The organism is Breoghania corrubedonensis (genome assembly GCF_003053845.1).
Taxonomy (GTDB): domain Bacteria; phylum Pseudomonadota; class Alphaproteobacteria; order Rhizobiales; family Stappiaceae; genus Breoghania; species Breoghania corrubedonensis.
Genome location: NZ_QAYG01000008.1, coordinates 197,871 through 211,609, shown reverse-complemented (window position 1 = coordinate 211,609; position 13,739 = coordinate 197,871). Strand labels below are relative to the sequence as shown.

Below are 13,739 nucleotides of genomic sequence, written 5' to 3'. Positions count from 1 at the left end.
CAAGGCGAAGCCGAGAGAAATCATGTCGGATACCATCCAGCCCTATATCGCGCGCCGCAAGGCCGCCCGTCCGGCAAGTCCGCTGGTCAGCCTGATCGTGCCCGTCTTCAACGAGGAAGAGGTGATAAACCAGTTCCTGAAGGTCGTCAGCGAGGTCATGACCGGGGCTGGCCTTGCGCACGAATTCGTCTTCGTCGACGACGGCAGCCGCGATACCACTGCCGCGATCCTGAGCGAGCGTTTCGCCGCCGGGCTGCCGGGACGGCTCGTTGGCCTGTCGCGCAATTTCGGCAAGGAAGCGGCGTTGACCGCCGGGCTCGACCACGCCAAAGGCGACGTCGCGGTCGTCCTCGACGCCGACCTGCAGGATCCGCCGGAACTCGTGCCGCAAATGGTCGACGGCTGGCGGGCAGGCTACGATGTGGTCTATGGCCTGCGCGTTGACAGAACCAGCGACACCGCCGTAAAGCGCGGCTCGGCCTCCGCCTTCTACAAGCTTTTCAACAAGCTCTCGAACATCGACCTGCCGCACAATGCCGGCGATTTCCGGCTCATCGATCGCACCGTGATCGAGGCATTGAAGGAACTGCCGGAGCGCAACCGCTTCATGAAGGGGTTGTTCGCCTGGGTTGGCTTTTCCTCAATGGCCCTTCCCTACGAGCGCCCCGCACGCGCCGCCGGCACGACCAAATGGAACTACTGGAAACTTTGGAACTTCGCGCTCGACGGGCTGACGGGCTTCTCCACCGTTCCCTTGCGCATGTGGACCTATTGCGGGGCGGGCGTCGCCGCTCTCGCCTTCGCCTACGCGCTCATTCTTGTGCTGCGCACGCTCGTCTTCGGTATCGACATGCCGGGCTACGCCTCCATCATGACGGCGATCCTGTTCTTCTCCGGCATCCAGCTCCTGTCCATCGGCGTCGTCGGGGAATATGTCGCCCGGCTGTTCAACGAGACCAAGCAACGGCCCATCTACCTGGTGCGCGATGTGATCGCCGGATCGCACTCAGGCAAGGAAACCGATGCGGGAACACAAGGGCGGCGCGAAAACGATGACTGAACGCCCCCCCTGGTTCGGCCGGGCGGTTGGCGAGATCCTGGCCGCTTCGCGCTTCGGCATCGTCGGGCTCGCGGCCACGGCCGTTCATGCCGGAGTTGCCCTTGGCCTGGCCATGCCCGGCATCCTGCCGCCACTCGTCGCCAACACCATCGCCTTTCTCACCGCCTTTGCGGTATCCTTCGCCGGCCATCATTTTTGGAGCTTTCCACAAGCCCCGCAGGCGAAAAGGCGCTGGAAGGCCCGCCTGCCGCGCTTCTTCCTCATCGCGCTCATGGGCTTTGCCGCGAATTCCGGCGCGCTCGCGAGCTGGCTCGCCTTCACCAACTGGCCGCAATCGGTGGGTATTCTCCTTGCCATCGTGCTCGTTCCCGCGGTCACCTTCCTCGGCTCGCGGCTCTGGGCCTTCGCCGATACGCGGATCGCGCCGGCCGGCGCAAACGATCACGACTGCGTGTAACTACTCTTGTCACGTCCGGCCCGTGTGCCGATCTAATGGAAGCTGGAAGCCAGGCATAGCCGACCCCTTGCGTGCCCTATATACCCGCCACCGGCCTCCCCATCGGGCAAAGCCACCGACCGGAACCTTCCCATGTCCCACGACGCCCTGATCACATCGCTTGAAGACTGGCTGGTCGATGAGGCCCTCGGTACGCCCAGCATCGTGCAGATGTACCGCGAGGTCTGCGAAGCGCTGTTCTCCATCGGCGTGCCCGTGGCGCGTTCCATGCTCTCCTGGCCGACGCTCCACCCGCTGATCGAAGTGGAGGCCGCGATCTGGAAAAAGGGACAGAACGTCGTCCTGGAACAATTCGCGCACCGCGAGCGCAAAGCCGAAGAATGGAACCTTAGTCCGTTCAAACATCTGGTCGAGTCCGGGTCCGACGTGTTGCGCCGCCGGCTCGCCGGTCCGACCGCCGTTGTCGATTTTCCGCTTCTGCAGGACATGGCCGGCCAAGGCTACACCGATTATCTGGCCATGATCACCCGCTTCGATTCCGCCGCCTCATCCTCGGTGGGGAAGAAGGCCGGCATCATCATCAGCTGGGCGTCCGATCGCGCCGGCGGTTTCACCGATTCCGATATCCTCGCCTTGAGGCGCATTCAGCGCGGCTTCGCGGTTGCCTGCCGGACCGCCATACAGGCGAACATCACCACCAACATCACCGAGACCTATCTCGGCAAGCATGCGGGCCGCGAGGTACTGGCCGGCAATATCCGCCGGGGCGACGGGGCGACCACGCGCGCGGTGATCCTCTATTCGGACCTGCGCGATTCCTCCACCCTCGCCGAAACACTCGCCGGCGACGAGTATCTTGCGCTGCTCAACGACTATTTCGACTGCACGGCCGGCAGTGCCATCGAGGCGGGCGGGGAGGTTCTGGATTTCATCGGGGATGCGGTGCTCGCGATCTTTCCGCTGGCCGAGGCGGAGGACAACGCGCGCGCCATCCGGGCAGCCAGCGATGCGGTCAACGGGGCGATCGAGCGCCGGGTCGTGGTGAACGCGAAACGCCGCAAGCACGGCCTGCACGAAATCCACTTTGGGCTTTCCGCTTCGCTCGGCGAGGTGATGTTCGGAAATATCGGCGTGCCGTCACGCCTGTCGTTCTCGGTCGTCGGTCCGGCGGTCAATGCCGCCGCGCGCATCGAGGCGCTGACCAAGGACCTGCACGCCATGGCCCTTGCGACCGATACCGTGGCGAAATTCTGCCCGCAAAGCTGGCAGAGCATTGGCCCCCACCGGCTGAAGGGCATGGAGCACCCGGTGGAACTCTATCGCTGGAACGAAGACGCGGTGGCCAGCGCGGCGGTCGCCTGACCACCGCGCGAGACCTTCGGCAGGATCAGCGGACGACGACCGGAGATCCGATCGCAACGCGATCGTAGAGGTCGATCACGTCCTCGTTGAACATGCGGATACAGCCCGACGACACCTGGTAGCCGATGCTCCAGTCCTCGTTGGTGCCGTGGATGCGATAGAGCGTATGGCCGAGATAGAGCGCGCGGGCGCCCAGCGGATTTTTCTCGCCGCCCGGCATGTAGGCAGGGATCTTGCGGCCGGCCTTCGCTTCGCGCACGCGCATTTCCGCCGGCGGCGTCCAGCCCGGCCACTTGGCCTTGCGGGTGATCTTCTCGCGGCCCTGCCAGGTGAACCCCTCACGCCCGACACCGATGCCGTAGAGCATCGCACGGTCCTTGGGCAGCACATAGGTCAGCGTGCGCTCTTCGGTATCGATGATGATCGTGCCCGGTTCTTCTTGCCCCGAGTAGCGAATCTCGCGGCGCTTGTACTTGCGCTTGGCGATCACGGCCGCCATGTCGCGCGTAAGCTGGACCTTTATCCAGGTCCGGGAAACCGGATCGAAGACCCGTTCCTGCGCCTGAACCGGTATCAGGAAGGAAAGGGAGAGCGCCGCGACGGCGGCGAACAGAAACGTTAAACGGCGCATTCAGGCAACTCCGATCGGTCGCAGGTCTAGAAGATGTTCTTTCCGCCCGCGGAAATCAGCCCGGACGGAAGGCGTTTTGGCAAAGACAGACCGATGCCATCGATCCGCCGCGAAGCGAACCGGCACGTGCCGAATGGGGCGCGGACACGCCGCCATTCCCGGTCTTGCCCGAATCGTCTTGGGTCAAAACCATAATTGGCAATGCTGCGATTGTATGTGATCGCGAACACACAGTTTCCCGCTATTTTGGCCACATCCGGCAAGGCTTCGCGCAGGGATGCGCGCCGCCGTTGCCGCTCGCCGCGTTTCAGGCTTTGATGCGCGGCAGACCCGCCATTTCGTCCACGAACAATCCCGCGCGAGAGACAACCGGAGACATAAATGACAGACCAAGTCCGCCTGCTGCCCGTTCAGGAATACGGCCCGGAATCCGGCTCCAGAGACACAGGCGCTCCCGTTGTCCTGCTGCATGGGTTCGGCGGCGATGCGGTGAGCTGGGCGAACATCCAGACCGCGCTGTCGCGGCATGTGCGCTCGCTGGCCTTCGACCTCCCCGGCCACGGAGCGGCGGTAGACTGGCCCGAAATCGGTCATGCGGGCATGACAGCCAAGGCGGTGAGCACAACCCTCGACGGTCTGTCCCTCGACAAGGTCCATCTGGTCGGCCATTCGATGGGCGGCGCCATCGCCACGCTGATCGCCCTGCGCGCGCCCGAACGCATCGCCAGCCTGACGCTGCTTGCCCCCGGCGGCTTCGGCGAGGAAATCAACCACCGCCTGCTGCGCCGCTACGCATCCGCGCGCGACGAGGAACAGATCCAGATGCTGCTGGAACAGTTCTTCGGCTGGGAAAGCCTCGTGCCGCGCAAGCTTGCCGCCCACATCGCCCAGGTACGGTCGAGGCCGGGCGCCATCGAGGCGCTGGAGACGATCGTGGAGGCGATCATCGACGGCGAACGCCAGAAGACCCTGCCGCGCGACAAGCTGGGCGAGCTCCCTTGCCCGGTGAAGGTCATCTGGGGCACGCAGGACCGCGTTCTGCCGACCCGTCAGGCCCACCGCCTTCCCGGCTCCGTCGCCGCCCACGTCTTCGAACGCGTCGGCCACATGCTGCAGGTCGAGATCCCGCGCGAGGTCGCGCGTCTTGTGCTGGAAAACGTGCGCGCCGGAACAAGCTGACAATATCTCCGGCGACCGCGTCTCAACCCGCCGGCAGCAGGTCCTCGCGCCACGCTTCGCCAAGCGAGCGCCGCGCCATCATGTGCGAACGCGGGTGGCTAACGGAATCCACCGCCAGCAGCCGGTCGTCGCGCAGATAGGCGATGTAGAACGATCCATCGGCCGGATCGCCAATGCGCTTCGTCTCATCGTACATCTGCGACAGGCCGGCGATCTGCAGCTTGATCTCGTACTGATCCGACCAGAACCACGGTACCGGATCGTAGGTCGGCTCCTGCCCGAGAATGGCGCTGGCCGCGGCCTTCGCCTGATCGATGGCGTTCTGCACGCTTTCCAGCCGGATGCTACGGCCGTAGCGCGCGGAGGGAAAGCGGGTGCAGTCGCCCGCCGCGTAGATCGCCGGATCGGATGTCCGGCAGGACGCGTCCACGGAAATGCCGTCCTCGACGGCAAGCCCGGCTGCCTGGGCCAGCTCGGTATTGGGCACCGCGCCAACGGCAACCAGGACGAGATCGCACTCGATCCGCTCGCCCGAGGTCAGCCGCACCGCTTCCGCCTCGCCATCACCTTCAACGGCGGCGGCGGAAACGCCGAAGCGCAGGACGACGCCGCGTGAGGTATGCAGCGTTGAGAAAAAGTCGGACAGCTCCGGCGCCACGACCCGGTTCAGCACCCGGGCCTGGCTTTCCAGCACCATCACCTCGTGACCGAGCCCGCGCGCCACGGCCGCGACCTCAAGCCCGATATAGCCGCCGCCGACGATGACAATCCGGCGCGGCACCTCCATCAGGGCACGCAATGCGTCCACATCGGCAAGCGTTCTGAGCGGCAGGACGCCAGGAAGATCGAACCCCGGCAGGGACAGCGCGCGCGGCCGGGTGCCGGTCGCGAGCAGCAACGTGTCGTAGCCGATCTCGCTGCCATTGGCGCACACGACGCGCGCGCCTTCGCGATCGATCGAGGAGACCGCGCAACCGACCTTCAGATCGATGCGGTTTGTCTCGTAGAACTCCACCGGCCGCAGCCATAGCCGTTCGGCCTCGAACTCGCCGGAGAGATATTTCTTGGAAAGCGGCGGGCGCTGGTAGGGCGGATGAGCCTCCGCGCCGAGCATGACGATATCGCCCTCATAGCCCCCCTGACGCAGACTGTGCGCGCCTTGCGCACCCGCCTGCCCCGCCCCAACGATCACGCACGTCTTGCTCATCGTTCTCCGTCCCGCCTCGATGATCCCGCCATATCGGTGTCTTCGCGCGGTTTTACCACAAGCCGCCGAACCGCGACACGACGACATGTGAAGAGCCACGAAGGTCGGAATGTGTCCTGCGGAGACGCGTCAGACCGTCAAAGAGCCCGCAGTCCGGCGATGAAGTCCTTCACCTCGCCTTCCACGCGCGAGGCTTCCTCCAGCATGATCACGGCGAGCCTGTCGACGGCCGCCCCGGTCTGCTGGGCCTGTCCGCGCGCCTTGCGGATGACAGCCGCCGTCTTCTCGCCATCGCCCCCAAGGCCCGACGCCTCGTCGAGCCGCATGGTCAGTTCCGCGATGCGGTCTTCCTGCCAGGCCTGCGTCTCGCGCACGCTCGAGGCGACCCCGTCGACCGTATCGATCACCCCGGCAACCTCGCTGAACGCGGCGACCGCATCGTCGGTGGCGGCGCGGATGGCGCCGATCTCGGCCTCAATGTCCTGCGTCGCCTGCGCCGTCTGGCCGGCAAGCTGCTTGACCTCCTGGGCAACGACGGCAAAGCCCTTGCCGGCCGCCCCCGCCCGCGCCGCCTCGATGGTCGCGTTGAGTGCCAGCATGTTCGTGCGGTCCGCCACGGCGCGGATCGCTTCCAGCATGTTTCCGATCCGCTCGGCCGAACCGGAAAGCCGGGTCATGACCGCGTCGCCACCGCCCGAACGTCCCCTTGCCGCCGTCGTCACCGCGTCCGTCCGCTCCGCAAGTGTCCCGAAGGAGGCAAGCGAACCGGCGAGTTCGTCGCGCTGGGCGCGCACTGCCTCCAGCGCCTCCAGCACCGCCTGATGATTGGTGCCGCTCATGTCGGCCGCCCCCAGCACGTTCTTCGACGTCACCGCGACGGCCTCCACCGCCTCGTTCATCGCGCCGGCCGCCGTTTTCAGGCTGGCGATCGCCACGAACACCGTCTCCTCCAGATGCTGCGCCATGTCCTCGATACGCTCGTTGCGCGCCGTCCACGCCGCGCCGGCCTTCTGCACTTCTGCAAGCGCTTCGGCGCGCTCCGCCTTGGCGTCGGCCGCATCGGACACTGTTTCGGCGACACAGACAGTGCCGACGGGTTCGTGAGCGAGGCCAAGCCCCCGCCTCGTCTCGTCGTCAACTGGCAAGGCCGTATTGCGGCGTTCAGCAAGCGAGCGCCCCAGCCCGAAGGCCGCGAGCACGCAAAGCCCGAGCCCTGCCGTCAGCAGCGCACCCGGCCGGGCGAGAAGCAGGAGCCTGTTGCCCCCCGGCCCCACGTTTGCCGATGTCCCGCGCAGTGCCTCAAGCTTCGCGGAGAGATCCCCGACCAGCCGGTCGAGCCCGCTTTCCACACCACGCGTCGCCGCGCTGCGCCGAAGCACGGCCTCGACATAGGCCACAAAGGCATCGCGGTAGCCGGAAAGCTGTCCCGCGAGCCGTGCCTCCAGCTTGGCTGGAATTCGTGCGGCACGAAGCTTGCCGACAAGGCCGTCCAGTTCTCCACGATAACCGGAAGGATCGACGGAGCCCTGCGTTACCAGAAAGACGGTCTCGATCCGGCGGGCCTTGTCAAAAGCGGAGGCAACGTCTTTCAGCCCGGCCGGCGCATGACGACGCGAAAGTTCTTTCCCGAACGCTGCCGCAGCCGCATCACCGGCCTCCTTCAGCCGGCCGAGCAGACCGCTTGTCCTGTCGCTGCCGATCGCCTTCTGGCTGGACCGGACATTTTCCAAAAGATTGTGCAACCCGTCGAGCTCGGCAATGAGATCCGACGCCTTTACATGTCCCTCACCCGAACCGTCCGCCGGTGCCGGGAGCGTTCCCAGGGCGTTGAGCCGGTCGCGCAACCGCCACTCCGCCTCGCTCACCGGACCGATCCGTTCGCGCGATGGATTGTTCAGATAGCGGCTCGCGGCGTCGCGGAAGTCGCGCAGGGAAATCAGTGTGTCGGCGAGGTCCATGCGCAGCGCGTCGCGCGCGCCGGCACGCGTGGCCCTTCGCGCCTCGTCGGCATGTGCCATCCACAATGCGGCCGCGGCCAGGGCGCCCCCGAGACAAAGCAAGACGAGGCGAAAAACGGACATGCCGCTTGCCTGCCTGCCGTTTGTCTTGCCGTTCGTCGATCGAGCGGACCTTCCGGTCATGTGTTCCCGTAGCGTGAGGCAGGCGACCGGCACACACCATGACCGGACAGACCTGTGATGGACACAAGCTCCGTTTGTCCCGCATTAACGTTGCAATTTCGTTTCGCAAGGCGCGGATCCGTGGTCCGCATCCCTGCAAAGGGGCCAGCGGCTGCGCGACGCATTGACGAGACGGCAATCGTCGCGGTTGCGACAAACACGCATTCCGTTAAGGTGACCGCGCGCCCCGGGCGCGGCGGCGAGCGGGCTCCTTGCATCTCCTGTCCCCAACCATGCGTTTGCGGACGCTTTCGTGCGTGCGCGGTTTCTTCGGATCCTTTCATGTCCCTGCTTCTTCGCGCCGTGCCCGTGGTCTTCGTGCTGCTCTGGTCGACCGGCTTTATCGGATCGCGGATGGGCGCGCCTTACGCCGAGCCGATGACATTCCTGGTCCTGCGCTACGTGGCGGTGCTCGCGATCCTCGCCGTGTCGATGATCATCGTGCGCCCCCGCAGGGGAATGACGATGCGCGAACGCGGTCATGCCGTCGTGGTTGGCGTGCTCATTCACGGCATCTATCTGGGCGGCGTCTTCTGGTCGATCGACAACGGCATGCCCGCCGGCGTCGCGGCGCTCATCGTCGGTCTGCAGCCGCTCGTGACCGCGCTGTTCGCCGGGATGATCCTCGGGGAACGGATCGATGCGCGCTACTGGATCGGCATGGCCGTCGGTCTTGTCGGGGTGGGGCTCGTGCTCGGCCCCAAGGCGGGCATGGCGGACGCGGGCATCCGCCCCGAGACCGTCGGCACGTGCCTCCTTGCCGTGCTCGGCATTTCCTTCGGCACGATCTATCAGAAGCGTTTCGCCCAGCACATGGAAATGCGCGGCGGTGTCTTCTACCAATATGCCGGCGCCTTCATCGTTACGGCCGTGGCCGCCCTTCTCACCGAAAACGGCGAGGTGCAATGGACAGGCGAATTCGTCTTCGCGCTCTCCTGGCTCGTCTTCGTGCTGTCGCTCGGCGCGATCTCGCTCCTGATGCTGCTGATCCGCAAGGGGGCGGTTTCGGGCGTGGCCGGCCTCTTCTACCTGGTGCCGGCCGCCACCGCGGTGGAAGGCTACTTCCTGTTCGATGAAGCGCTGACCCCCGTTCAGATCGTCGGCATGCTCATCGCCATCGGCGCCGTTGCCCTCGTCTCGCGCGCCTCCACCCGGCCGCGCGCCGAAACTGCCTGAACGGACGCCCGGTCCTGCAGGATCATGTCCTGCGGGATCAGGCTGCGCGCACGCCGTCGAGGAACACTTCCACTTCGCGGCGGATCGTTTCCACCTGCTCGGCAAGCCGCTCGGAAAGTCCCTCGACACTGCGTCCGGTGCGCCGGGCATGCTCCGTCGCCTCGCCGACGCTGCCCATCGCATGTGCCCCTTCCTGCGAACGCGCCGACGCCCCGTCGATATTGTGCGAGATGGCGTCCACCGAGGCGCTCTGTTCCTCCACCGAGGCCGCCACCGTCTCCGCGATGGCGTACATGTCATCGATGATCTGGCGGATATCGGCGATGGAACCGGTGGCATCGGAGGAAATGGACTGGATGGAATTGACCTGAGTGGCGATTTCCTCCGTCGCCCTCGACGTCTGCGTCGCCAGTTCCTTCACCTCCGCCGCGACCACCGCGAAACCTCTGCCCGCCTCCCCCGCGCGCGCCGCCTCGATGGTGGCGTTGAGCGCCAGCATGTTTGTCTGGTCTGCGATATCCCGGATCAGATGCATCACCTGGCCGATGCGGTCGGCGGTCTGGGCAAGCGTTGCCATGGTGGAGGACGTCTCCTCCGCCCCGCTCAAGGCGCGGCGCGCGATTTCACGCGATCTGCCGGCCTGTTCGGCTATTTCGCCGATGGAGGACGCCATTTCCCGTGTCGCAACCGCCGCCGATCCGACGTTCTCATTGGCGACACCGACCGATTCGCCCGCCCGGCGCGCTTCGTCGGTAACATTGTCGGATGCCTCCTCCACCGCCCTGGCGGCGCCGCGCAAGTCCTGCGAAGCGCTGTTGAGACCGGCAAGCACGCCGGCCACCGTGGCTTCGAAGGCCGAGATCAGGCCGGCGATCCGGTTTGCGCGTATGGTGCGCGCCTCCTCGTCTTGCGCCTGCTCGGCACTCAAACGCTCGCGTTCCAGCGCGTTATCGCGGAAAACCACGAGCGTGCGCGCCATCGCCGACATTTCGTCCCGCCCCCCGGTATCGGGAATATCCACGTCGTTCTCGCCGGTCGCCAGCCGTTCCATCACCTTTCTGAAGCCGGCGAGCTGACCGGTGATCGAAGACGCGATGACAAGCCCCAGCAGTGTGGCGACGACAATCGCGGCACCAATCATCACGGTCACGAGAATCAGCGTCGAGGAACGCACCTCGTTCAACCGCTCAACGGCCTGCGAGCGACCTTGAGCGGCGACAGCCTTCAGCGCATCGAGGCGCGGCGGCAACAGCGAGAAGAGCGTTTCCATGAGTTCGACGGTCTTGGTGCGTTCGCCCACAAGCATGTTGTAGGAATCATAGGCCTTCCGGTAGGCCGCCATGTCGCCGGAAATCTCCGCATGCACATCTTGCGGAATCTTCGCCTTCTTCAGCCGCCGTCCAAAGCGGGAGTAGGAAACCTCAAATGCGCCTTCCGCGACATCGCTGGAGTTGAGCAGGAACGCCTTCTCGTCACGCGACACTTCGATCAACGCGCGGGCGAGCTTGTCGTAGTCGGGCCCGCCGCCGAAGCGCGATTCCTTCACCAGACGCCGCTCGACCTTGGCAGAACGGGTCGATAGCTCGCCAAGCAGGCCCGTTTCGGGATCAAAACCGATGCCGGTCTGCACCTCATGCAGTCTCTCGAACGTCCCGTGAATTCCGTCGAGCGTGTCGAGCACATCGGCAAGATGCGCGCGATAGGGACCGGCCACGTCCATTTGCTCGATTGTCGTTCCGCTCGCCCTGACACTGTCCTCAAGCGAGAAGATCGCCGTCATCGCCTCTTGCGACGGCTTTCGCAGATAGCCCTGCTCGGCATCGTGCAGCCGCTGGGCAGCTGCCGCCATATCCCGAACTTCCGTCGCAAGCGAGGCGTAGGCGACCTGGTCCGCACTCGCTTGCGCCACCTGCGACTGGCTCCACCAGTAGACGCCGGCGACGCCGAGAAGACTGACCACCGAAATCACGACGAGACTGAAAACCCGAGCCTTGAGCGAGAGGCCGGAAAGAAAACCGAACTTGTTCTCACGGAAAATTCGCATCGCACACGTCCCAACCCGAAGCGGCGTCGCTGGAAGGTCACCCGTTCGGATCGAATTGATCGAAAGGCGCTCCAGGCGTTCCGGCACACCACAATTGCAAGAAATGGCCAGCGGCCGATTTCGGAAATCGCGGACAGGTTATGGGCGAGTGGTTTACGAAGGGATAAAAGAGCAAATCAAGCCATTGATACAAAGGATCTATTTCATAAGCAAAGGTACAGAGCCACATATGATCTTGGATATTGCATTGAGATCAAGAAGATAAACGCCCTTCGTCGCAGATCCCGCTTGCGATGCGCCCCATTCTTGGGCAGAAGGCGGGGCATACCTCCGCAAAATTGCCTATTGAGCGGGCACCTTTCCGCGCCAGAAGCCCCTGTACCGCACGGGCCACTGCGGCGATTTTCGAGTTCGCGAAATGGCCCGCTCCGCGTCGCTCGTTTTCCCTCCAGCCGCGCGGGCTCGCGCCACCTGCGACGGACTCGACAAAAGGATAGTTTGCAGCGCAACATACCCTGGCGTAACAAGCAGAAAACACGAACAAGCACACGTGGGGGATCCGACATGACACTCGCCGCGCCGTCGCCGGCCGCAGCCGCTCCTGACCTCGCCGCCCTTGCCGGACCTGCGATCGCAGCCGTTGATGGCCTCGTGGCGGAAGCCGCCACTCGTATCCGCGAACGCGTCGTGGTCGACGGACGGATCGACGCCGCGCGTATGGATCTGGAACAGCGCGCCACCCACGGTCTGGCATGGCTCGCCACCTACGCGCAGGCTCTGCGCCAGATGGCCGACTATGCCGCGCGCATGAGCGCCGAAGGCCGCTATGGTCATATCGAGGATCAGCTCGCCCGCATGGCGTTCGCCGAATACCTCGCCCAGGTCTTCGGAGGCATCCCGATGAGCCAGGGCGAGATTGTTCGCCTTGCCGACATGGGCGTGAGCGCGGAAGCCATCGCACAGGCACGAACGAGTGAAGTCGAGATCCTGATCGCCACCGGCAACACGGCCGAAACCCGCGCCCATCTCGTCGAACTGATGGTGCAGCAGCAGGGCTCCGCCACCGTGGGCGATGCCGGGCTTGAGGAAACCTACGAACAGATCCGCAACGAGATGCGCCGCTTCGGCGAGAGCGAAGTCGTGCCCCACGCGCACGAATGGCATCTCGCCAACGAGTACATCCCGCTCGACGTCATCACCCACATGGCAGAACTCGGCGTTTTCGGGCTGACCATTCCGGAGGAATACGGCGGACTGGGCCTCGGCAAGGAATCCATGTGTGTCGTCTCCGAGGAGCTGTCACGCGCCTATATCGGCGTAGGCTCCCTCGGCACGCGTTCCGAAATCGCGGCCGAACTGATCCTGTGCGGCGGCACGGACGAGCAGAAGGCCAGGTGGCTGCCGAAGATCGCATCCGGCGAAGTTCTGCCGACCGCCGTCTTCACCGAACCCAACACCGGCTCCGACCTCGCCTCGCTGAGGACGCGCGCGGTGAAGGAAGGCGACGTCTGGAAGATCCACGGCAACAAGACCTGGATCACCCATCCGGTGCGCGCCGACCTGATGACGCTGCTGGCACGCACCAATCCGGATGAACCCGGCTATCGCGGCCTGTCCATGTTCCTCGCCGAAAAGCCGCGCGGCGACGACGCCGATCCGTTCCCGGCCGAAGGCATGACCGGCGGCGAGATCGAGGTCATCGGCTATCGCGGCATGAAGGAATACGAGATCGCCTTCGACGGTTTCGAAGTGAAGGCGGAGAACCTGCTGGGTCAGGTCGAGGGTCAGGGCTTCAAGCAGCTGATGCAGACCTTCGAGGGCGCCCGCATTCAGACCGCGGCACGCGCCATCGGTGTCGCCCAGTCGGCCCTGGAGCTGGGCCTACGCTACGCCCAGGAACGCATCCAGTTCGCCCGGCCGCTGATCAAGTTTCCGCGTGTCGCCGACAAGCTGGCGATGATGGCGAGCGAGATCCTTGTGGCGCGCCAGCTCACCTACCACTCAGCGCGCGAGAAGGATCAGGGCCGGCGCTGCGATCTGGAAGCGGGCATGGCCAAGCTGCTGGCGGCCCGTGTGGCGTGGGCGGCGGCCGACAACGCGGTGCAGATCCACGGCGGTAACGGCTTTGCGCAGGAATATCCGATCTCCCGCGTGCTGTGCGACGCGCGCATTCTCAACATCTTCGAAGGTGCCGCAGAGATTCAGGCGCAGGTCATCGCGCGCAGGTTGCTGGAGACGGCCGCGGCATAATTGCCCCTAGGGAAATTTTATCGCCATCCCCCGAAACGACCCGGCGACGGCGCCATCCGTCGCCAAGGTCATCGTATTTCTTATTTTTTTCTGATTGACCGTCCGGAATGGGAAAACCGTTCACGAGAATTTTTACAAAACGAACGCCACTCGACGTCGCATGGGTCTTGATTTATCCGCAAACTGGTTCTAT

The 13,739-nt window shown here is 64.9% G+C and carries 10 protein-coding genes; 6 read left to right on the top strand and 4 right to left on the bottom strand.

Annotation, left to right across the window (positions count from 1 at the left end):
- The first annotated feature begins 22 nt into the window (after positions 1–22).
- From C8N35_RS18490 to C8N35_RS18480, 3 genes are all read left to right on the top strand, one after another.
- Positions 23–1,060 (top strand): glycosyltransferase family 2 protein, encoded by a 1,038-nt coding sequence (locus C8N35_RS18490; RefSeq protein WP_107991199.1) that lies wholly within the window; start codon positions 23–25, stop codon positions 1,058–1,060.
- Positions 1,053–1,517, top strand: a complete 465-nt coding sequence (locus C8N35_RS18485) for a GtrA family protein (RefSeq protein ID WP_107991237.1) — start codon at positions 1,053–1,055, stop codon at positions 1,515–1,517. Before C8N35_RS18490 ends, C8N35_RS18485 begins: the two co-directional genes overlap by 8 nt.
- A gap of 132 nt (positions 1,518–1,649) precedes the next feature.
- Positions 1,650–2,879 carry an adenylate/guanylate cyclase domain-containing protein gene (locus C8N35_RS18480; protein ID WP_107991198.1) on the top strand — a complete coding sequence of 410 codons (1,230 nt, stop codon included), beginning with the start codon at positions 1,650–1,652 and terminating at the stop codon, positions 2,877–2,879.
- Between the two features lie 25 nt (positions 2,880–2,904).
- Here the strand turns inward: C8N35_RS18480 and C8N35_RS18475 are convergent, their stop codons facing one another.
- Positions 2,905–3,510, bottom strand: a complete 606-nt coding sequence (locus C8N35_RS18475; protein WP_107991197.1) for a L,D-transpeptidase — start codon at positions 3,508–3,510, stop codon at positions 2,905–2,907.
- Between the two features lie 381 nt (positions 3,511–3,891).
- Between C8N35_RS18475 and C8N35_RS18465 the strand changes: the two genes are divergently transcribed.
- Complete coding sequence (locus C8N35_RS18465; protein ID WP_107991195.1) at positions 3,892–4,689, top strand: alpha/beta fold hydrolase; 798 nt, start codon at positions 3,892–3,894, stop codon at positions 4,687–4,689.
- Between the two features lie 22 nt (positions 4,690–4,711).
- On the opposite strand, the gene C8N35_RS18460 is transcribed toward C8N35_RS18465, so the two are convergent.
- Both C8N35_RS18460 and C8N35_RS18455 read right to left on the bottom strand, forming a co-directional pair.
- The gene (locus tag C8N35_RS18460; protein WP_107991194.1) at positions 4,712–5,896 is read right to left on the bottom strand and encodes an NAD(P)/FAD-dependent oxidoreductase; all 1,185 of its coding nucleotides are present in this window, start codon (positions 5,894–5,896) and stop codon (positions 4,712–4,714) included.
- A gap of 137 nt (positions 5,897–6,033) precedes the next feature.
- Complete coding sequence (locus tag C8N35_RS18455) at positions 6,034–7,977, bottom strand: methyl-accepting chemotaxis protein (protein ID WP_170122162.1); 1,944 nt, start codon at positions 7,975–7,977, stop codon at positions 6,034–6,036.
- A gap of 381 nt (positions 7,978–8,358) precedes the next feature.
- On the opposite strand from C8N35_RS18455, the gene C8N35_RS18450 reads away from it, so the two are divergent.
- Complete coding sequence (locus tag C8N35_RS18450) at positions 8,359–9,252, top strand: DMT family transporter (RefSeq protein WP_107991192.1); 894 nt, start codon at positions 8,359–8,361, stop codon at positions 9,250–9,252.
- Positions 9,253–9,289: 37 nt separating this feature from the next.
- On the opposite strand, the gene C8N35_RS18445 is transcribed toward C8N35_RS18450, so the two are convergent.
- A complete protein-coding gene (locus tag C8N35_RS18445) occupies positions 9,290–11,296 on the bottom strand; it encodes a methyl-accepting chemotaxis protein (RefSeq protein ID WP_146177430.1) in 2,007 nt (668 codons plus the stop codon).
- 564 nt (positions 11,297–11,860) lie between these two features.
- Between C8N35_RS18445 and C8N35_RS18440 the strand changes: the two genes are divergently transcribed.
- Positions 11,861–13,546: an acyl-CoA dehydrogenase family protein gene (locus C8N35_RS18440; RefSeq protein ID WP_107991190.1), complete on the top strand. Its 1,686-nt coding sequence runs from the start codon at positions 11,861–11,863 to the stop codon at positions 13,544–13,546.
- The last annotated feature ends 193 nt before the right edge of the window (positions 13,547–13,739 follow it).